Here is a 19,161-nt window from a genome sequence, read left to right as displayed (position 1 = left end):
ATAATGGTCGTCCTCACCGCCCCAGCACCGACCCGACGACGATGAGCGATATCTTGCAGACGATCCTGGCCCGCAAGGCCGAAGAAGTAGCCCAGCGCCGCGCCCAGCGGCCGCTTGAGGAGCTGCAGGCCGCGCTGGCCGATGCGCCACCGGTGCGCGGTTTCGTGCGCGCGCTGCAGGCCGCGGTGGCCAATGGCGATCCGGCGGTGATTGCCGAAGTGAAGAAGGCCAGCCCGTCCAAGGGCGTGATCCGCCCCGACTTCCGCCCGGCCGACATCGCGGTCAGCTATGAGTTCGGCGGCGCCAGCTGCCTGTCGGTGCTGACCGACGTGGACTTCTTCCGGGGCGCCGACGTCTACCTGCAGCAGGCCCGCGATGCCTGCACGCTGCCGGTGCTGCGCAAGGACTTCGTGATCGACGCCTACCAGGTGGTCGAGGCGCGCGTGCTCGGCGCCGACTGCATCCTGCTGATCGTCGCCGCGCTCGACGATACGCAGCTGGCCACGCTGTCCGAACTGGCGATGTCGCTGGGCATGGACGTGCTGGTGGAAGTGCACGACATCGACGAACTGGAACGTGCACTGCAGGTGCCGGCGCCGATGATCGGCATCAACAACCGCAACCTGCGCACCTTCGAAGTGTCGCTGCAGACCACGCTGGACATGCGCCTGGCCGTGCCGCGCGATCGCCTGCTGGTCACCGAGAGTGGCATTCTCGGCCCGCAGGACGTGGCGCTGATGCGCGATGCCGGCATCCACGCGTTCCTGGTCGGCGAGGCCTTCATGCGCGTGGAAGAGCCGGGTGAGGGTCTGCGTCAGCTATTCTTCGCAGCATGAAAACGCACTATCCAACGCCGCGCGAGGATGCGCCGCTGGTGGTCTTCGACTTCGACCACACCCTGTATGACGGCGATTCGGGTACCCACCTGTTCGCCTCGCTGATCAAGCGCAACCCGCTGCGGATGCTGGCGGCGCTGCTGGTCACCCCGATCGCCGGGCCGATGGTGGCGATGCTGCCGACCCGCCGTGCCGGTATCTCGGTCTATGTCTGGATCGGCAGTTTCGGGCTGCACCGCGCGCGTGAGTTCAACAAGGTGATCGACGCCTACGTGCTGCGCAACGAGGCGCAGATGCGCGCCAAGCTGTTGCCGCAGGCGCTGGAGGTGTTCGCCGCGCATCGTGCCAAGGGCGACCGCGTGGTGGTGGCCACCGGTGCGCCGCCGGAGTTGGCCCGTGCGATCCTGGCCTTTGTCGCTCACCAGGACGTGCCGGTGATCGGCACCGAAGTGGGGCCGCGTCTGGGCGGGGTAGGGCCGACCCGACACTGCCACAACGAAGAGAAGATGCGCATGCTGCGCGAGCGCGGCTACGGCGACATCGACATCGCCTATTCCGACAGCACCGCCGACCTGCCGCTGCTGCTGGCGGCGAAAGCGCCGGTGGTGGTCAACCCGAAGCCGGCCAAGGTGGAATTCTTCCGCCGCGTGCTGCCGGCCGGCACCCGCATCCTCAACTGGGGCTGCGTGGACCGCGGCGGCGACAAGGCGTAATCGATCCCGCCTGCGCGCCGGGCAGGGACCCGGTAGTGCCGGCCGCTGGCCGGCAACCTGGCACGCGTTTCCGGAGTTCATGAGGTTGCCGGCCAGCGGCCGGCACTACCGAAGCCCACGCGGGTAGCGCCGGGCCACGCCCGGCGGGCGGTCAGCGGCCCAGGTACCCGAACAGTGCATGGCCCACCTGGAACAGGCTGATGCCCAGCACCAGCACGCCCACTGCGACCAGCACCCAGCGTTCCTTCACCCGCTTCACCAGCACCGCCGCCACCGGCGCGGCCATCATGCCGCCGATCAACAGGCCGGCGACGATCTGCAGGTGCTGCACCCCCATCGATAGCAGGAACGTGGCCGAAATGGTCAGAGTGACCACGAACTCGGCCGCGTTGACGGTGCCGATGGTGGTCCTGGCCTGGCCACCGCGGGCGAGCAGGGTGGAGGTGGCCACCGGGCCCCAGCCGCCGCCGCCGCTGGCATCGAGCAGGCCAGCGAAGAATCCCAGCACCGGCACCCGGCGGATCTCGCCCTTGGGCATCCAGCGGCCGGCCGCGCGGGCCAGGATGATGATGGCCAGCACCAGCAGGTACAGGTAGATCAGCGGGCGGATCAGGTCGCCAGGGACCTGTGTCAGGACGTACGCGCCGAGTGCACCACCCAGTGCGCCGGGCAGCGCGAGGCGGAAGAACAGGCGTTTGTCGACATTTCCTGCTACCAGATGCGACACACCGGATGCCCCGGTGGTGAACACCTCAGCGGTATGGACGCTGGCGCTGACCTGTGCGGGAGGCAGCCCCATGCTGAGCAGCACCGATGAAGAAACCAGCCCGAATGCCATGCCCAGCGCACCATCGACCAGCTGTGCGCCAAGGCCGATGAGGATGAACCACCAGAATTCGCTGCTCAGTTCCATGGATCGAGCCTAGCGGAAGCGGGTGTGCGGGACATGCGATGGTACGTCGCACGTACGGCGGTCCGCCGGGCATGTCCCGGCGCTCCCGGCGCAGGTCTTGTGGTAGCGCCGGGCCATGCCCGGCGGACACCGGGTGGTCAACGGGTGCCGTACAGCACCACGGTCTTGCCGCGGGCGTGCAGCAGGCCGTCGGTCTGCAGCTTCTTCAGCACCCGGCCGGCCATTTCGCGCGAGCAGCCGACCAGGCGGGCCAGTTCCTGGCGTGAGACGCGCAGCTGGCTGCCCTGCGGATGGCTCATCGACTCCGGCTCCTGCGCCAGATCGTGCAGGGTGCGCACGATACGGTCGGTGACATCCAGGAACGCCAGGCGGCTGGCCTTGCGGCTGGTGTCCAGCAGGCGCTTGGAGATCTGCTGGCCCAGCGCGTACAGCAGGCGCGGGGCATCGGCCGACAGCGGGCCGAGGAACAGCTGATGCAGGCGCTCGTAGCTGATTTCGGCCAGCTCACAGGCGGTGCGGGTGCGCAGGATCACCTCGCGGCGGTCCGACTCCACGAACAGGCCCATCTCGCCGACGAACTCACCGGCGCCGAAATAGCCCAGCACCAGCTCGCGGTCCTCCTCCTCCTCGGCCATGATCGAAACCGAGCCGCTGATGACGTAATACAGGGTTCCCGCCGGGTCACCGGGTCGGAAGACGTCGGTACGGGTGGGATAGCGCCGCCGGTGGCTGTGTGCCAGGAAGCGGTCGATTGTTGCGATGTCCAAGGCCAATGGGCTGCTAGCTAGGCGCACGGTTGACACGATAGGGGCGCTCCCTCTGCGCATGAACGGATTCACGGGGTCGATAGCGGAGCTTAACCAGCGCAATTGTTAAGGGCAAACAGTGTGCCAGAACCTGAGCGTCTTCACGTTCCCCCTGGAGACACTTATGCCGCATAATTCCCCCTTTCCCTTCTTACACAGGAATCGACCGCCGTGGTCAAGCCGTTGCCTCGCCTGAGGTTGCAGGGTTTCAACAACCTCACCAAGGCGCTGAGCTTCAACATCTATGACGTGTGTTACGCGCGCACCGAAGAGGAGCGTCAGCGTTACATTGAATACATCGATGAAGAGTACAACGCCGACAGGCTTACTCAAATCTTGACCGATGTCGCTGAGATCATCGGCGCCAACATCCTCAACGTGGCGCGCCAGGATTACGATCCGCAGGGTGCCTCGGTGACGATCCTGATCTCCGAAGAGCCGGTGATCGACAAGAAGCAGGCCGGCAAGGAGTTGATTTCCGATGCCGTGGTCGCGCACATGGACAAGTCGCACATCACCGTGCACACCTATCCGGAAACGCACCCGCAGGAAGGCATTGCCACCTTCCGCGCCGATATCGACGTGGCTACCTGTGGCGTCATTTCGCCGTTGAAGGCACTGAACTACCTGATCGAGAGCCTGGAATCGGACATCGTGATCATGGACTACCGTGTCCGTGGCTTCACACGTGATGTGAAGGGCAAGAAGCACTACATCGATCACAAGATCAACTCGATCCAGAACTTCCTGGCCAAGAACATCAAGTCGCGTTACGAGATGTTCGACGTCAATGTCTACCAGGAAAACATCTTCCACACGAAGATGCACCTGAAGGACTTCGACCTGGACCAGTACCTGTTCGAGGAAAAGGCCAAGAACATCTCGTTCAAGGAACGCATGAAGATCGAAGCGCTGCTGCGTCGTGAGATCGAAGAGCTGTTCCACGGCCGCAACCTGGCTGAGTAACCCATGTGCGATGCCGGCAGGCATCGCCACCCAGGCGGGACGCCCCGCCCCGTGGAGCCTGCGCTTGGCGCAATCTTCAGTTCCACGGCGATGTACCGACCTACGGCCCGGTGTGAAAACACCGGGCCGTTTCGTTTTTCCCAAAAAGGTAAGGAGCCCCCACCCATGCCCTGGATCTACCTGCTGCTTGCCGGTCTGTTCGAGATCGGATTCGCCCTTGGAATGAAGTACTCCGAAGGTTTCAGCAAACCCGTGCCGACCGCCCTGACGGTGGTGTCGGCGCTGATCAGCCTGTACTTGATGAGCCAGGCGATGAAGAACATTCCGGTCGGCACGGCCTATGCGATCTGGACCGGCATCGGCGCCATGGGCGTGACCGTACTGGGCATCTACCTGTTCAACGACAGCGCGTCGCCGGCACGCTTGGCCTGCGTGGGCCTGATCGTGGCCGGCGTGATCGGCCTGAAGCTGGTGTCACCCAACTAAGCCCTGGTAGTGCCGGCCGCTGGCCGGCAACCTCATGACCTGCGGCGACCCATGCGGGGCTGCCGGCCAGCGGCCGGCACTACCGTCAGGTGGCCTCACAGCCGGTAGGCAATGGTCTTCATCACCCTGGAGGCCAGCGCCATCGCGCCCGGAATCGGGAACGGCAGGCGGCGCGCGCCGGCCTGCTCGGCATGTTCGGCATGCCGGGCCTCGTCTTCCTTCATCACCCGGATGACCGCGCGGCTGCGCAGGTCGCCGGCCGGCAGGTCGACCAGGTGTTCGTCCAGATGGGCTTCCACCTGGCGCTCGGTCTCGACCACGAAGCCCAGGTTCCAGCCGTCGCCGCGCAGCCCGGCCAGGGTGCCGATGGTGTAGCTGCCGGCGTACCAGAGCGGATTGAACAGGCTCGGGCGGCTGTCCAGCTCGCCCAGGCGGGTGGCGCACCAGGCCAGGTGATCGGTCTCTTCCTGGGCCGCTTCCAGCAGATGTTCGCGGGTCGCCGGGTCGCGTGCCACCGCGGCCTGGCCGAAGTACAGGCCCTGGGCGCAGACCTCACCGACATGGTTGATGCGCATCAGCCCGGCCGCGTGGCGACGCTGGGCGCTGTCCATGCCGGGCTCGCCGGTGTCCGTGGCCGGATAGGGGCGGCTGGCCGGCGGGTTGCCGAACACCGTGTCCAGGGCGCGCTGCGCCTCGGTCAGCAGGTGGTCCAGCGGGGTGGTCTGGCGAAGCACGGTCATGGCGGCACGGCGTGGAGCGGGGGAAGCCCGATTCTCGCCCGGCCCCGGTCCCCTGCCAACCCGGGGCAGGGGGCCGGTTGCACCCGCCAGCCAAGCTGCGTACAATGCCGCCCCTTACGCTCCACCTTTCACAACGCGTGGCAGAGTTCCGGCGAGTCCTTCGCCGCAATGAGCCCGACCTAACCAAGAGTTCTTCATGAGCACTTTCACTGCCAAGAACGAGACCGTCCAGCGCGACTGGTACCTCGTCGACGCCGAGGGCAAGACCCTGGGCCGTCTCTGCACCGAGCTGGCCCGCCGTCTGCGTGGCAAGCACAAGCCGGTCTACACCCCGCACGTTGATACCGGCGACTACCTGGTCGTCATCAATGCAGAAAAGATTGTCGTCACCGGCAAGAAGCTGCAGGACAAGATGTATCACCGTTTCACCGGTTACATCGGCAACCTGAAGACCGAATCCCTCGCCCAGGCGCTTGAGCGCCACCCGGAGCGCGTGATCGAGACCGCCGTCAAGGGCATGCTGCCGAAGGGCACGCTGGGTCGCCAGATGTACCGCAAGCTCAAGGTCTACGCCGGCACTGAGCATCCGCACGCCGCACAGCAGCCGCAGGTTCTGGATATCTAATCATGGCTATCACTCAAAACTACGGCACTGGCCGCCGCAAGTCCTCCACCGCTCGCGTGTTCCTGCGCAAGGGTTCGGGCAACATCACCGTCAATGGCCGTCCGCTGGACGAGTTCTTCGGCCGTGAGACCGCTCGCATGATCGTGCGCCAGCCGCTCGAGCTGACCAAGAACACCGAGAGCTTCGACATCCTGGTCACCGCCGCTGGCGGCGGCACCACCGGCCAGGCCGGTGCGATCCGTCTGGGCATCGCCCGTGCTCTGGTCGAGTACGACGAGACCCTGAAGTCCGAGCTGCGCAAGGCTGGCTTCATGACCCGCGACGCCCGCGAAGTCGAACGTAAGAAGGTCGGTCTGCACAAGGCCCGCCGCGCCACCCAGTTCTCCAAGCGCTGATTTACCGCGCCTGGCCGGGCTCCTTCGGGAGCCCGCTGGTTGGAAAAGCAAAAGCCCGGCTTCGGCCGGGCTTTTGTCGTTCTGGGGCTGCGCATTTCCAGGTTGCCGGCTAGCGGCTGGCGATGGGGTGGGGTCAGGGCCTTTTCCTTTGGAAAAGGATCCGACCCCGGATCCCTCTCTGGAGGAGAGCCCCCTTGTTGTTCAAGGGGGTGCGCCGACAGGCGCGGGGATAAGGTGGGATGCGTGACCAAATTAAAAAGAAAAAGGCCTGATCTTTCGATCAGGCCTTTTTCTTTTTAATTTGGCTGCCCCTGATGGATTCGAACCACCGATGCCTGAGTCAGAGTCAGGTGCCTTACCGCTTGGCTAAGGGGCAATGTAACGTGCAACTATTTTCTCACTTTTCACGTTGAAAAACAACTTCAACGTGGTGGCTATGGGTGGACTCGAACCACCGACCCCAGCATTATGAGTGCTGTGCTCTAACCGGCTGAGCTACATAGCCTTGGTGAGCCCGCTATTCTGCTGATGTGTACAAGGACTGTCAACACCTTTGTATCGTGCTTGTGGCCCGACAGACGGCATGGGATAGTCCCAACCAGTAGATTTTCTTAGGAGTCCGCATCGTGATCGATCCGGACGGCTATCGACCGAACGTCGGCATCGTGCTGATGCGGCAGGACGGGCAGGTGTTCTGGGCACGACGTGTGCGCCGGGATGGCTGGCAGTTCCCGCAGGGTGGCATGAACACCGACGAGACGCCTGTCGAGGCCATGTATCGTGAACTGCAGGAAGAGACCGGGCTGTTGCCGGAGCACGTTGAAGTGCTTGGGGCGACACCGGGCTGGCTGCGTTACAAGCTGCCGGCGCGTGCCATCCGCCGCAATGAACGCCAGGTCTGCATCGGCCAGAAGCAGGTCTGGTTCCTGCTGCGCCTGACCGGTGATGAAGCCCACGTCAGCCTGGACCATACCGACTCGCCTGAGTTCGATCATTGGCGCTGGGTCGACTTCTGGTATCCGGTGGAGCATGTGGTGGTGTTCAAGCGTGGCGTCTACGCGCGCGCCCTGCGACATCTGGCGCCGTTGGCCCAGGGGGTGGCGGGGCAGGGCATCAGTGCCATGCCCAAGAGCGCTGCCGAGGCCTGGATGCCAGGCCACGCGGCCGGCCACGACAGGCCCAGGAAGCGCACGCCCATGCGCGGCGGGTACTGGCCGCGGAAAGCAAAGGGTGAACCGGGAGCCGTTTGACGGGCAGGTTGCGCAAAGAGCGGGCCGAACGGTCGCAACGCACGTCTGCCGGGTATTTCCGGCAGGGACTGGCTGTCCGTCTGGCAAGCCTCCCCTGGCTGTTGTTGAGCGTGGTGGTCCTCGGCGGCATCGCATGGATGCCGCTTGCGCTGGGCGTGTGCCTCGCCTTCGCGACCTGTGCGGGTGCGCTGTTCCTGGCGGACTACCTGCTGCGGCTGAGAGCGGCAGGTGGTGGTGTGCAGTGGCTGATCGTCTTCTTCAGTACACCGGTGCTGGCACTTGGGCTGTTGTCCCTGTAGCCGCCTTGTACCGGGTGGATTCGACGGTACTCTGAACCGTATCGAGAATGGTTCAGGTCTCTGATTGACAACCATTCTCGTTTCCATTGGAATAGCGACCAGGCCGCTACTGGCCTGCTGCCCTGGTTCCCGCCCGTGTACGTCTGCATCTGCAACGGTGTTACCGACCACCAGATCCGCGAAGCCGCCAGCCATGGCGTCACGTCGGTGGCCGAGCTGACCATGCGCACCGGATGCGGCGCGACCTGCGGTTCCTGCCTGGACATGGCCGGCGAACTGCTGGCCAAGGCGCGTGCCACCCACGATCTGCCGTTGCCGGTGTTGGGTCTGGCGCAGGTCGCCTGAGTCGTTTCGCGACGCGTTGACGCCGCGCTCTCCTGGTCTTCATTGTTGGCCGCAGTGGCCAATGCGCACGATTCGCGTTCCTTCACGCGCGCGCGCAAGGCGCTACAGTGCCCGCGATTTCAGCGTGCAGGAGCATCCCCATGAAGGGCGACACCAAGGTCATCGAATTCCTCAACAAGGTCCTCTACAACGAGCTGACCGCGATCAACCAGTACTTCCTGCACGCCAAGATGCTCAAGAACTGGGGCATCAAGGAACTGGCCGAACACGAGTACAAGGAATCGATCGAGGAAATGAAGCATGCCGACATGCTTGCCGATCGCATCCTGTTCCTTGAAGGCCTGCCGAACTTCCAGGCGCTGGGCAAGCTGCGCATCGGTGAGAACCCGACCGAGATCCTGCAGTGCGATCTGTCGCTGGAACGCGATGGCGTGGTCACCCTGCGCGAGGCCGTGGCCTATGCCGATTCGGTCGGCGACTACGTCAGCCGCCAGCTGTTCGTGAAGATCCTCGACTCCGAGGAAGAACACATCGATTGGCTGGAAACCCAGCTGGAGCTGATCGAGCGCATCGGTGAGCCGAAGTACCTGCTGAGCAAGCTCGAAGAGTGATTCAACGGGCCTGGTCGGCGAGGTAGCCGGTCAGCGCCACGCGCGCGCGGGCGAACTCCGCCACCAGCAGCGCCACTGCCACGGCAGGGCGCTGCAGGCTGCCACTGCGGGCTTCGAGTTCGATCCGCCGCGCCACCGCTGACAGCGACAGCGCGCCGACGTTGGCGCTGGAGGATTTCAGGCTGTGCGACAGCGCCTGCAGGCGTTCGATGTCGTTGCCCTGCGCCGCCTGCTGCAGCTGCTGCACCAGCTGCGGTGCGTCTTCCAGGAACACCGTTACGATCTGCGCGGCGGCATCGCCGATCACCGCCTGCAGTTCATCCAGCACACTGCGATCAAGCACCGGCTGTGGAATCGGGATCGCGCGCGTTCGTTCATCGTCCAGGCTTTCGCCGTCGGGCACGCCCGGGGTTGCGGCAGGTTGCACGGGTTCCGGCAGCGGTGCATGGCCGCGATCCACGGAAACCCGGCCCCAGCGCTGCAGCAGCGCATGCAGCGCTTCACGCGTGATCGGCTTGGAAAGATAGTCGTCCATGCCCGCCTGCAGGCAGCGTTCGCGATCACCGGCCATGGCGTTGGCGGTCATCGCGATGATCGGCAACCGCGTGCGCCCCGCTTCGGCTTCCTCCCTGCGCCAGCGCTGTGTCGCGCTGTAGCCGTCGAGCACCGGCATCTGGCAATCCATCAGCACCACGTCGATTCCACCTTCGCGCAGCAGTGCGAGGGCCTGCTCGCCGTCGGCGGCATTGCGCACCCGGCACTGGAAGACCCGCAGCAGGTGCTCGGCCACCATCCGGTTGACCGTGTTGTCTTCGACCAGCAGCACATGCAGATCCAGCGGTGGCAGCGCGGCGGCCGGCCTGGCGTCTTCGGCGTTGGCCAGCAGGGCTGCCGGGCGTGCAGTGGCTGTTGGCTGCGCCAGCAGGGCGTGCAGGTCGGCATCGTTGAATGTGCTGTGCAGCTGCTGCTGGCGCGGCCGTGCTGCAACCGGATCATCCTGCAGCCACAGCACCTGCAGTGCGTCGTCGGCACCGCGCTCGGCCAAGGCGCGCTGCAGGGCCACCTCGCCATTGCGGCGGTGGCGCGCGTCGACCAGCAACCATGCCGGTGTGCTCTGGCCCGGGCGTGGTGCTGCGCGCAGGCGTTCCATTGCCTCATCAATGCTGGCCAGCGGCTGCACCTGCAGGCCGTGGTGCGCGGCGATGCGTTCGACGCGTGGCTGCAGCTGTGCATCGGCGGTGTACAGCAGCAGCGCTGCCGGCGAGCGGGCCAGCGCCGGCAGGTCGCCGGGAACCTTCAGCAGCGGTATTTCAAACCAGAAGGTTGCGCCCTGGCCTGGGGTGGAATGCACGCCGATGTCGCCATGCATCAGGTCGGTGATGCGCTTGCAGATGGCCAGGCCCAGGCCGGTGCCACCGTAGATGCGGGTGGTGGACGCGTCGGCCTGGCTGAAGGACTGGAACAGCCGCGCCTGCAGGGCCTCATCGATGCCGATGCCGGTGTCGACCACTTCGAAACGCAGCTGGTGCTGGGCGGGGCCTTCGCCCAGCCGCTGCACGCGCAACTGCACCTGGCCGCGTGCGGTGAACTTGATGGCATTGGCCAGCAGGTTGCCCAGGACCTGGCGCAGGCGCACCGGATCGCCGCGTACCGGCAGGCGCACGGCCGGATCCAGTTGCAGGCTCAACGTCAGGCCCTTGGCTTCGGCGGCGCGCTGCAGCAGCTGCACCACGCCATCGAGCAGTTCGCGCAGGTTGAAGCTGGTGATCTCCAGCTCCAGCGCCTGGGCTTCCAGGCGCGAGTAATCGAGGATGTCATCGACGATGCGCAGCAGCTGCTGCGAGCTGGCCGAGGCGGTGGCCAGCATCTGCCGCTGGTCTTCGCCGAGCGGGCCGCGGGCAATCAGCTCCAGCATCGGCAGGATGCCGTTGAGCGGCGTGCGGATTTCATGGCTCATGGTGGCCAGGAATTCGCCCTTGGCCAGCACGGCTGCTTCTGCAGCCTGCTTGGCCTGCAGCAGCTGATGTTCCAGCTGGCCCTGGCGCTCGGTGGTGCGCCGCAGCTGGTCGCGTTCACTGGTCAGGGTGATGCGTTCGCGCTGCAGTGTCGCCAGCGCGCGATTGCGCGAACGCAATCGCAGGCCCAGTACCAGCAGGGCGACGATGGCCAGCGCCAGTACCGCCAACAGCGCGACCGTCGGTGACACTCAGAGCACCGCGTTGTGGAAGTCGAAGTTCAGGTCGCTGCCGGCCGACTGCACCATGTTGCCCTGGATGTAATCGACACCGCCGACCCACATCGCGGCCGCTGCCTGCGGGTCCTCAATCTGCTGGCCGATGATCTGCAGGCCGGCTGCATGCGCCTGCTCGATCGATCGGCGCAGTTCTTCGCGCGTATCGGGGTTGGAGTGGCTGCTGGAAAAGCGTGCGGCCATGCGCACGAACGACAGTGGCAGCTGGGTGAGCAGGGCCAGGGCTTCGCTGCCCGGTTCGAACTGGCTCAGGCAGAAGCGCACGCCGACGCTGGCCATGCGCTGACAGAACTGCTGCAACGGCACGGTGTGGATCAGCGCGTCGGGCAGGCGCACGTCGATCACCAGCGCGCTGCCGGGCAGGCGGCGTTGCTGCAGCGATTCCAGCAGCCAGTCGGCGAAGGCATCGCGCTGCAGGGTACGCAGCGACTGCGAGACGAACAGGTTCAGCGGCTGGGTGGCGTGGCGATACAGGTCGAGCAGGCCCATCGCATGCTCCAGCACCTGCTGGTCGAGGTCGGCGATGCGGCCGGCCGCCTCGGCTGCCGGAATCACCTGGCCGGCGGTCAGTACGCTGCCATCGGTCCGGCGCAGGCGCAGCAGCAACTGGTACTGCGCGCTGCTGCCGCCGGCGACGGCGACGATCGGCTGGTAAGCGAGCTCGAGCTGGCCTTCCAGCAACGCCAGGTGCTCCTGCTCGGTCGTGACCTGGCGATGCACGTGGCCGGCCACGCCGGCGCTGAGCAGGCGTGCCTGCAGGGTGGTACGTTCGACTGCTTCCAGGGCGCTGCTGGCATCGTCGAAACCCGGCGACAGCGGCGCGTAGCCGACCACGCCACGCAGGTGTACCGATTCGTCGTCGCGGATCACGAAGGCGCGCGCGGACAGCTGCTCACGCAGGGTGCCGGCGATCGCTTCCAGGCTGTCCTCATCGGCGTTGCGCGCCAGCAGCAGGAAGCTGTTGTCGTTCAGGCGCGCCAGCAGGTGCGGATGGCCCGCCTCGGCAAGGCGTTGCCCGGCCTGCACCATCAGCCGCTCGAAGGCCGCATAGCCATAGCGCTCGCGCAGGCCCAGCGCGCTGGAGATTTCCACGAAGAACACGCCACCGCGGTCGTGCTGCGCCAGCGTCGCGTTGAGTTGCTGCAGCACGTGGTGGCGCGTGGGCAGTCCGGTTTCCGGGTTGCTGGTGGCCGGTGCACCGTTGGCACCGGGCAGGGTCGCTGCCTGCGCGCGTGCGCGGCGGATACGGTTGGCCACCGCGGCAATCAGGTGGCGCGGCCGGATCGGCTTGCTCAGGTAATCGTCGGCACCGCAGTCGAGCACTTCGAACTGGCGCTCCGGATCCGGGTCGCCGCTGAGGAAGACGATCGGCAGCAGCTGCATGCCGGGCTGCTGGCGGATCATCGCGGTCAGCCGCATGCCATCCAGCCCGGGCAGGTGCAGATCCATCAGGATCAGGTCAGGGCGTTGCTCGCGGATGGCCTGTTGCACGCCATCGGCATCGCCGAGCACGATCGCCTGCATGCCGGCGCCATGCAGCACGCTCTGTGCGAACAGCGCCTGGGCACGATCGTCTTCGACGATCAGCACGCGGTAGGGCGAGTCGGCATCGACAGGCGGGATGTCACTGTTGCCCGCCTCGGGCAGTGCGGCGGTGGAGGGCAGGGGGGGCGGAGCCGCCAGTCGGGCGCCGTCGCCGGGCACCGACAGGGCAGGTGCCTCTGACACCGCCGGTACTGCTTCGGCAGGCGTTGCCGAGGCCAAGGGGGCGGCCCAACGTTGCCAATGATCGGCCGGAGGGGTTTCAGCGCGTCCCGGGCGGGGGCCCGCGGCGGATTCGTTTGCGGCCATCGATGCTCCTGGTGTTCGCGGCCATTATGCGACAAGCCTGCCGATCAGCCGGTACGCGGTTGCCGTTGTCCGTCGTCGCTGCCGCCACGTGCCAACCAGCGCACGCTTTTCCACAGGGTGCGCCAGACCAGCCAGACCAGCAATGCGCCGGCCAGGCTGCAGGCCAGCACCACCACCAGCGCGATCCATGGATGCGCCAGCGCGAGCGCCAAGCCGCCGATCACCACGGTATCTTCGGCCGCAGAGGCGACCCAGTTGCTGGCCGGTTCCGGTGAGGTATTGAGCAGGGCGCGGGTGCCGGCCTTCAGGCCATGGCTGGCCAGCGCAACGCCCGCGCCGGCGACCAGTGCACCGGTGCCCAGGTCGCCATCGGGCGACAGTGTCGCTGCCGCGAGGAAGGCGCCGGCGGGCACGCGCGCCAGGGTCTGCACCAGGTCCCAGGCTGAATCCACGCCGGGAATCTTGTCGGCGAAGAATTCGGCAATGGCCAGCGCCGCCGATGTGCCGAGCACCCACCACGACTCGGTGGCCTGCAGCGCCGGTGGCAGGTCGACCCAGCCGAGCAGGCCGGCGATGCCGACGCCGAATACGGTGAGGTAAACGCGGATGCCGGCCAGCCAGGCCAGCAGGATGCCGATCACGAACAGGTGGGCTTCGGTCATGGCGGGCTCCGGCGGCGGAACTGTGCGGGGTGCCACACTATCGACCATGGAGTGGCTGAATGCCACCGCCCGGTACCGGCCGGCACCGGGGAAACCTGCCGTTCCTGTCATACACTAGCCCGTCGTTTGCCCCAGGGGCCGTACTGGCGGCGCTTCGGCGCTGCCACGGAGACTACCCATGAACAACCGCCCTCCCATGCGCGTGCAGGTCCGCCTTCCCGGTGCCGCGCAACCACCCGCCGACCGCCGTCGCCTGCTGGTGATCGCCGGCATCTGGCTGCTGAGCCTGGTGCTTGCGGTGCTGGGCGGCTGCTGGCTGGGCACGCCGCGCGGTGAACAGGGCCAGCGCGTGCAGGCTGCCGAGAAGCGCGCCGATACGCTGCAGACGCAGCTGACCGAACTGCGCCAGAAGCAGGCCACGCTGGAAGCGTCGGACCGCATCAGCCGCGCCGCCAACAACGAAGTGCAGTCCTCGCTGGCCGAGCGCGATGAAGAGATCGCCGGCCTGCGCGCTGACGTCGCCTTCTACGAACGCCTGGTGGGCTCGACCAGCCAGCGCAAGGGCCTGAACACCCATTCGATTGAATTCAGCCCGGAATCGGCCGGCACCTGGCAGTACAGCGTGGTGCTGACGCAGAACCTCAACCGCGGAGCGATCAGCCAAGGGCAGATGCGTTTCACGGTGGAAGGCGTGAAGAACGGCAAGCTGGCCACCATCAGCTGGGACGAGCTGCACCAGCGCAGCAAGGTGCCGGGACAGGATTACTCGTTCCGGTACTTCCAGCAGCTCACCGGCAGCGTGATGCTGCCGGCTGACTTCACCCCGCAACGGGTGAAGGTGACATTGGGGAGTGGTGCGGGGGGCACCACGCAGGTATTCGACTGGAAACAGGCCGGCGCACCGGCCAGCAAAGGGGAGTAGGCAGATGTTCGGAAGCAGCAAATCCAGCCGTGATGGCCAACTGGTGGTGGATGCCCTGATCGGCAACCAGGTGGTGATCCGTGGCGATGTGGAATTCAGTGGTGGCCTGTACGTGGAAGGTCGCATCCACGGCAAGGTGATTGCCCAGGAGGGCGCCAGCGCGGCGACCCTGACCCTCGCCGAGCATGGCGTGATCGAAGGCGAGATCCGCGCCCAGGTGGTGGTCATCAGTGGCCGCCTGGACGGCGATGTCCATGCCACCGAGAAGGTCGAACTGACCCCGAGTGCGCGGGTCAACGGCAACGTTCACTACCAGGTGGTGGAAATGAATGCGGGTGCCCAGCTGAACGGCCGGCTGATCCATGCCAGCGCCCCGATGCAGGCCCTGCCGGCGCCGGAAGGCGAAGCGTCCGCTGACGGCAAGGGCGACACCGCCGCCCGCCGCAAGCTGGCCGAGGCGATGGCTTGAAAGCCAGCGCCGGCGCCCCCATGCTGAGCCCATGAACACGCTCGTCTCCCTCCCCGGCGCCACGCCGGCCGCCGCGCCCGATTACCAGTCGCTGGATCGGCCGCTGAAATTCACCGAGGCCGCTGCGGCCAAGGTCAAGGAACTGATCCAGGACGAGGGCAACCCCGACCTGTCATTGCGTGTGTACATCGAGGGTGGCGGGTGTTCGGGCTTCCAGTACGGGTTCGAGTTCGACGAGAACCGTGCCGGCGATGACCTGGCGGTGCAGACCAGCGGGGTCACCCTGCTGGTCGATCCGCTCAGCCTGCAGTATCTGATGGGTGCCGAAGTGGATTACACCGAGAGCCTGACCGGTGCGCAGTTCGTGATCCGCAATCCGAACGCCAAGACCACCTGCGGCTGCGGCAGCAGTTTCAGCATGTAATTGCAGGGCGTGGGGCATGCACCCCGCGCGCTGCCTTCGCTGGATCCACGCCATGCGTGGATGACCGTTACTGCAACCACAGGCGGGTTTCTGCACAGTCTGCGGCTTGCCACTTGCCGTGATTGGCGGCAGGCTAACTGGATGCTCAATTCTCCTTCGCCGCTTTCCGGTTTTGCCTTCGTGGGTGAACCGTTGGAGCGCGCCGATGCCATGCGCGAAGATGCCGATGCTCTGGCGCGCCTGTGGCCCGATGCGCGCATTCTTGTCCTGGACCAGGACGGCACCGCCTTCACCGGTGATGACGACCAGCCGCTGGCGTTGACCGGCGCCGATGTCGGTGGCGGGCCGGGTGTCGCGATTTTCCTCGGCCTGCGTGGCGAGCAGGCGTGGTTCTCGGTGGAAGCGGCCAGCGTGACGGTCACCGCGCCACGCCGGCTCGATCTGCGCCAGGCCGCGCTGCTGTGGACCGTGGCCGATGCGACCGCCTTCAGCTACGCCCGTGGCATGTCCTACTGGCAATCGCGTACCCGCTTCTGCGGTGTCTGCGGCAGTGCCGTGACGTTCGCCCGGGGTGGCTTCGTCGGCCGCTGCCCGCAGTGCGCGACCGAGCACTATCCGCGCGTCGACCCGGCGGTGATCGTCGCGGTGGAAAACCAGGGCCGGCTGTTGCTGGGCCGCCAGTCCAACTGGGCGCCGCGCCGCTATTCGGTGCTGGCCGGCTTTGTCGAGCCGGGCGAGACCTTCGAGCAGACCGTAGCGCGCGAAGTGCACGAAGAGAGCAAGGTGCGGGTGACCGCCTGCCAGTACCTGGGCTCGCAGCCCTGGCCGTTCCCCGGCGCATTAATGGTCGGATTCCGTGCGCAGGCACACGACGACGTGCCGACCGTGGATGGCGAGCTGGAAGACGCGCGCTGGTTCAGCGCCGAGGAAGTTGGCGCGGCCCTCGCGCGTGACGTCGAGGACGATGGAGAAGGCATCCGTCTGTCACCGCCGATTTCCATTTCGCGGGGCCTGATCGAGCATTGGTACCGCCAGCAACCGGCATCCGGCGGTGCCAGCATTGCCGCCACCTGAACACGCTGCCGGTTACAGTACGGTTCACCGCTGACGGCGACGCTGCGACAGGTAAGGTAGCGACGCCGAACGCTCGCTCGTAGGGAGACCTGCCATGTTCACCACCCTGGTCGCCGTGTTGGTGGCACTGGCCCTTGGCCATGTCGCCCCGGCCGCTGCCGCGTCGCTGCGCCGTTTCGACGGCTTCCGGCGTTGGCTGGGCTGGCTGGACGCGCGCGGTGGTCGGGCCTGGCAGGGGGCCGCCGGCGTGGCGCTGGCGATCGTACCGCCACTGCTGCTGATGGCGCTGGTCGCCTGGCTGCTGCGCGGGGTGCTGTTTGGCCTTCCGGCGCTGCTGCTGGGCGTGGCCGTGCTGGCCTGGTGCTGGGGCCCGCGCGATCTGGACCGCGACATCGAAGCGATCATTGATGCCGACGATGCGCCCACCCGGCAGGCGGCGGTACGCAACCTGCAGTCGGCCGGTGGCAGCCTGCGCGAGGATGTTCCTTCACTGGTCGAGGCGACCGTGCTCAACGCCCTGCGGCGCTGGTTCGCGGTGCTGTTCTGGTTCCTGCTGCTGGGCCCGGTGGGGGCTCTCGGTTATCGCCTGCTGGCACTGATGGCGGAAAGCCCGATGCGTGCGCGCGTGCCGGTGGAGCCGCTGGCGCTGGCACAGCGGCTGCTGGGCTGGATCGAGTGGCCGGTGGCACAGTTGATGGCGTTCTCGATGGCCCTGGTCGGCAACTTCGACACGGCCTGGAAGGCATGGCGCCAGGCGCATGGTGAGCGCTTGGCCGGTGGCATTGGTTTCCTGGGTGCGGTGGCGCGCGCCAGCGTCAACGCCGAGCTGCGCGAAGATGCGCACGATTACACCGAAGCCGGTCTGCTGCCGGTGTGGCAGCGGTTGCCGGACCTGCGGGATGCGATGAGCCTGGTGTGGCGGATGCTGCTGCTGTGGCTGGCGGTGCTGGCCCTGCTGGTGATCGCGGGCTGGGTGACCTAGTTGTGCTTTTCTGCAGGGCTTGCCGCCCTGCACCCGCTGGAAGCAACTGCAACTGCAACAGCGGCTCTGGATTTCTGTGGGTTTGGTGGGGGGTGTGGGGCTGCAGGACACGCCGTTAACCCATCCATGGGGGCTCGATGGCGCCATCCATGGCGCCAACGGTCCTGCAGCCCCACACCGCCCCACCCCCGACAGTTTCCGATGACGGCCAGTAGATCCACGCCATGCGTGGATGCCGAGCGGAGCGACCCGCTTCGGCTTTTGATCTTCTCTTTCTTTTCCGTGGTGGACGCGCGCGGAAATTGTCCGTGGCCGGGCGGGTGGGTTGCGCAGGGGCGTAAGCGCCATGGATGGCGCGACCGAGCTTACATGGACGTACTTGCAGCGGCCCCTGCGCAGCCCACCCGCCCGGCCAACCCCAGCTTCTGCCTTCCACCACGAGGGGCTGCGCCGTTGGCTGGAAACCTACACCGGAGCCAGCGCGGTGAACGGTGCCCACGGCAGGTTGCGCAGCACGGCGTAGCCGGGCAGCAGCCACAGCCAGAACGTGGGGCTGGCCAGTACCCGCATCAGTGGATCAAGCACGCGCGGGCGTACGCCGGCGGTGTTGAGCAGCATCAGGAACAGGAAGGGCAGGCTGATGACCAGCAACGGGTTCATCGCCATCGCGCCGGGCAGGTCGAAGTGGACCAGTGAGTACAGGCAGCGCGTGCTGCCGCAGCCGGGGCAGTAGAAGCCGGTCAGTGCGTACAGCGGACAGCCCGGCAGCGGATTGCCGGAGACATACGGATTGACGTGACGCAGGACCACGGCGGCACCCGCAGCCAGGCCGGACGCGGCCAGCAGCGGAGCCCAGCGGGTAAGTCGGGAACGAGCAGGAAGTGCGGACATGCGGGGGCGGGATCCGGCGCATGGCCGGACCCCGTCGCGGGCATCAGTAGCTGCCGTTGCCGCCGCTCAGGGCGCCCAGGCCGCCAACGGCCATGATGATGATGAAGTACAGGACGCCAACCACAACGGCAGCGATGGCCGACCAGATGGCCCACTTCTTGGCCTTGTCGGCCGAATCACGGGCACCGGCGACGTCGCCGGCAGCCAGCTTGCCGTTGACCTGCGCGGCGTAGACGATCGACACGATGCCGGCCGGCAGGCAGCAGAACAGGGTGGACAGGATGGCCCAGACCAGATTGTTGGGGACCTGCGCAGTGGTGGTGTTCATGGTTCAAGCTCCTCGATGGGTGGTGGTGGTGAATCAAAGGTCGGATAGAGCGCCCAGCGCGGCCAAGCCGCCGAACAGCCCGAACCACAACAGCAACAGGACCGGCAGGGCCGCGGCCGAAGCCACCGCCCACCAGCCCGCCTTGCGCGACGCGCTATAGGCCCCCGGCAGGTCACCGGCCGCATTGCGACCATCGACCTGGGCGGCATACACGATCGACACCACGCCCAACGGCAGGCAGCAGAACAGCGTCGTCAGGATCGCCCAGACCAGATGGTTGGGGATGTAGACCGGACGGCTGAGCGGTGGCGGTTGATTCAAA

General features: G+C 66.4%; 24 protein-coding genes and 2 tRNA genes. 15 read left to right on the top strand and 11 right to left on the bottom strand.

Features of this window, described 5'->3' with window-relative positions; all coding sequences use genetic code 11:
• Nucleotides 1–41 precede the first annotated feature (41 nt).
• A complete protein-coding gene (gene trpC / locus J2X70_RS15650; protein WP_309911130.1) occupies nt 42–836 on the top strand; it encodes an indole-3-glycerol phosphate synthase TrpC in 795 nt (264 codons plus the stop codon).
• Nucleotides 833–1,549, top strand: coding sequence for a haloacid dehalogenase-like hydrolase (locus J2X70_RS15645; protein ID WP_025874617.1), 717 nt, complete (start codon nt 833–835; stop codon nt 1,547–1,549). The genes trpC and J2X70_RS15645 overlap by 4 nt, the downstream gene beginning before the upstream one ends.
• A gap of 151 nt (nt 1,550–1,700) precedes the next feature.
• On the opposite strand, the gene J2X70_RS15640 is transcribed toward J2X70_RS15645, so the two are convergent.
• Both J2X70_RS15640 and crp read right to left on the bottom strand, forming a co-directional pair.
• Complete coding sequence (locus J2X70_RS15640; RefSeq protein WP_025874618.1) at nt 1,701–2,462, bottom strand: sulfite exporter TauE/SafE family protein; 762 nt, start codon at nt 2,460–2,462, stop codon at nt 1,701–1,703.
• 137 nt (nt 2,463–2,599) lie between these two features.
• Nucleotides 2,600–3,289 (bottom strand): cAMP-activated global transcriptional regulator CRP, encoded by a 690-nt coding sequence (crp, locus tag J2X70_RS15635; protein ID WP_025874619.1) that lies wholly within the window; start codon nt 3,287–3,289, stop codon nt 2,600–2,602.
• 150 nt (nt 3,290–3,439) lie between these two features.
• On the opposite strand from crp, the gene speD reads away from it, so the two are divergent.
• Nucleotides 3,440–4,234, top strand: coding sequence for an adenosylmethionine decarboxylase (gene speD / locus J2X70_RS15630; RefSeq protein ID WP_025874620.1), 795 nt, complete (start codon nt 3,440–3,442; stop codon nt 4,232–4,234).
• Between the two features lie 165 nt (nt 4,235–4,399).
• Nucleotides 4,400–4,720, top strand: a complete 321-nt coding sequence (gene sugE / locus J2X70_RS15625; RefSeq protein WP_025874621.1) for a quaternary ammonium compound efflux SMR transporter SugE — start codon at nt 4,400–4,402, stop codon at nt 4,718–4,720.
• Between the two features lie 95 nt (nt 4,721–4,815).
• Here sugE and coq7 read toward each other — a convergent pair whose 3' ends face one another.
• Nucleotides 4,816–5,460: a 2-polyprenyl-3-methyl-6-methoxy-1,4-benzoquinone monooxygenase gene (gene coq7, locus J2X70_RS15620; RefSeq protein ID WP_099843937.1), complete on the bottom strand. Its 645-nt coding sequence runs from the start codon at nt 5,458–5,460 to the stop codon at nt 4,816–4,818.
• A 196-nt stretch (nt 5,461–5,656) separates the two neighbouring features.
• Between coq7 and rplM the strand changes: the two genes are divergently transcribed.
• On the top strand, nt 5,657–6,085 hold the full coding sequence (gene rplM, locus J2X70_RS15615; protein WP_025874623.1) for a 50S ribosomal protein L13: 429 nt from the start codon (nt 5,657–5,659) through the stop codon (nt 6,083–6,085).
• A 2-nt stretch (nt 6,086–6,087) separates the two neighbouring features.
• Nucleotides 6,088–6,480, top strand: coding sequence for a 30S ribosomal protein S9 (gene rpsI / locus J2X70_RS15610; RefSeq protein ID WP_005411311.1), 393 nt, complete (start codon nt 6,088–6,090; stop codon nt 6,478–6,480).
• A gap of 302 nt (nt 6,481–6,782) precedes the next feature.
• Here rpsI and J2X70_RS15605 read toward each other — a convergent pair.
• Nucleotides 6,783–6,856: transfer RNA gene (locus J2X70_RS15605), tRNA-Gln, on the bottom strand.
• A gap of 52 nt (nt 6,857–6,908) precedes the next feature.
• Nucleotides 6,909–6,985 (bottom strand) — tRNA-Met (locus J2X70_RS15600).
• Between the two features lie 121 nt (nt 6,986–7,106).
• Here J2X70_RS15600 and J2X70_RS15595 point away from each other — a divergent pair.
• From J2X70_RS15595 to bfr, 4 genes are all read left to right on the top strand, one after another.
• Entirely contained in the window at nt 7,107–7,730 is a 624-nt protein-coding gene (locus J2X70_RS15595) for an RNA pyrophosphohydrolase (RefSeq protein WP_025874624.1), read from the top strand.
• Nucleotides 7,731–7,867: 137 nt separating this feature from the next.
• Nucleotides 7,868–8,029, top strand: a complete 162-nt coding sequence (locus J2X70_RS15590) for a hypothetical protein (protein WP_235204700.1) — start codon at nt 7,868–7,870, stop codon at nt 8,027–8,029.
• Between the two features lie 135 nt (nt 8,030–8,164).
• Nucleotides 8,165–8,374 (top strand): bacterioferritin-associated ferredoxin, encoded by a 210-nt coding sequence (locus tag J2X70_RS15585; RefSeq protein ID WP_032951724.1) that lies wholly within the window; start codon nt 8,165–8,167, stop codon nt 8,372–8,374.
• A 140-nt stretch (nt 8,375–8,514) separates the two neighbouring features.
• A complete protein-coding gene (bfr, locus tag J2X70_RS15580) occupies nt 8,515–8,985 on the top strand; it encodes a bacterioferritin (RefSeq protein ID WP_025874625.1) in 471 nt (156 codons plus the stop codon).
• 1 nt (nt 8,986) lies between these two features.
• Here bfr and J2X70_RS15575 read toward each other — a convergent pair whose 3' ends face one another.
• From J2X70_RS15575 to J2X70_RS15565, 3 genes are read right to left on the bottom strand one after another with little or no spacing between them, the layout of a single operon-like run.
• Complete coding sequence (locus J2X70_RS15575) at nt 8,987–11,191, bottom strand: ATP-binding protein (RefSeq protein WP_309911123.1); 2,205 nt, start codon at nt 11,189–11,191, stop codon at nt 8,987–8,989.
• Nucleotides 11,192–13,087: an EAL domain-containing protein gene (locus J2X70_RS15570; RefSeq protein ID WP_309911121.1), complete on the bottom strand. Its 1,896-nt coding sequence runs from the start codon at nt 13,085–13,087 to the stop codon at nt 11,192–11,194.
• A 44-nt stretch (nt 13,088–13,131) separates the two neighbouring features.
• Entirely contained in the window at nt 13,132–13,749 is a 618-nt protein-coding gene (locus J2X70_RS15565) for a DUF4126 domain-containing protein (RefSeq protein ID WP_025874628.1), read from the bottom strand.
• A 178-nt stretch (nt 13,750–13,927) separates the two neighbouring features.
• Between J2X70_RS15565 and J2X70_RS15560 the strand changes: the two genes are divergently transcribed.
• From J2X70_RS15560 to ampE, 5 genes are all read left to right on the top strand, one after another.
• Nucleotides 13,928–14,671 (top strand): DUF6776 family protein, encoded by a 744-nt coding sequence (locus J2X70_RS15560; protein ID WP_025874629.1) that lies wholly within the window; start codon nt 13,928–13,930, stop codon nt 14,669–14,671.
• Nucleotides 14,672–14,675: 4 nt separating this feature from the next.
• Nucleotides 14,676–15,140 carry a polymer-forming cytoskeletal protein gene (locus J2X70_RS15555; RefSeq protein WP_025874630.1) on the top strand — a complete coding sequence of 155 codons (465 nt, stop codon included), beginning with the start codon at nt 14,676–14,678 and terminating at the stop codon, nt 15,138–15,140.
• A gap of 31 nt (nt 15,141–15,171) precedes the next feature.
• Nucleotides 15,172–15,564 carry an iron-sulfur cluster insertion protein ErpA gene (erpA, locus tag J2X70_RS15550; protein WP_309911119.1) on the top strand — a complete coding sequence of 131 codons (393 nt, stop codon included), beginning with the start codon at nt 15,172–15,174 and terminating at the stop codon, nt 15,562–15,564.
• A 141-nt stretch (nt 15,565–15,705) separates the two neighbouring features.
• Complete coding sequence (gene nudC / locus J2X70_RS15545; RefSeq protein WP_025874632.1) at nt 15,706–16,638, top strand: NAD(+) diphosphatase; 933 nt, start codon at nt 15,706–15,708, stop codon at nt 16,636–16,638.
• A 94-nt stretch (nt 16,639–16,732) separates the two neighbouring features.
• Nucleotides 16,733–17,620, top strand: coding sequence for a regulatory signaling modulator protein AmpE (ampE, locus tag J2X70_RS15540; protein ID WP_025874633.1), 888 nt, complete (start codon nt 16,733–16,735; stop codon nt 17,618–17,620).
• Nucleotides 17,621–18,085: 465 nt separating this feature from the next.
• On the opposite strand, the gene J2X70_RS15535 is transcribed toward ampE, so the two are convergent.
• From J2X70_RS15535 to J2X70_RS15525, 3 genes are read right to left on the bottom strand one after another with little or no spacing between them, the layout of a single operon-like run.
• Nucleotides 18,086–18,511 carry a DUF2752 domain-containing protein gene (locus tag J2X70_RS15535; RefSeq protein WP_025874634.1) on the bottom strand — a complete coding sequence of 142 codons (426 nt, stop codon included), beginning with the start codon at nt 18,509–18,511 and terminating at the stop codon, nt 18,086–18,088.
• A gap of 43 nt (nt 18,512–18,554) precedes the next feature.
• Nucleotides 18,555–18,839 (bottom strand): CD225/dispanin family protein, encoded by a 285-nt coding sequence (locus J2X70_RS15530; protein WP_025874635.1) that lies wholly within the window; start codon nt 18,837–18,839, stop codon nt 18,555–18,557.
• A gap of 33 nt (nt 18,840–18,872) precedes the next feature.
• Nucleotides 18,873–19,160 (bottom strand): CD225/dispanin family protein, encoded by a 288-nt coding sequence (locus J2X70_RS15525; protein ID WP_025874636.1) that lies wholly within the window; start codon nt 19,158–19,160, stop codon nt 18,873–18,875.
• Between the last annotated feature and the right edge of the window lies 1 nt (nt 19,161).

This window comes from Stenotrophomonas sp. 1337 (assembly GCF_031455455.1).
GTDB classification, from domain to species: Bacteria; Pseudomonadota; Gammaproteobacteria; order Xanthomonadales; family Xanthomonadaceae; genus Stenotrophomonas; species Stenotrophomonas indicatrix.
This window is presented reverse-complemented; position numbering and strand designations above follow the sequence as displayed.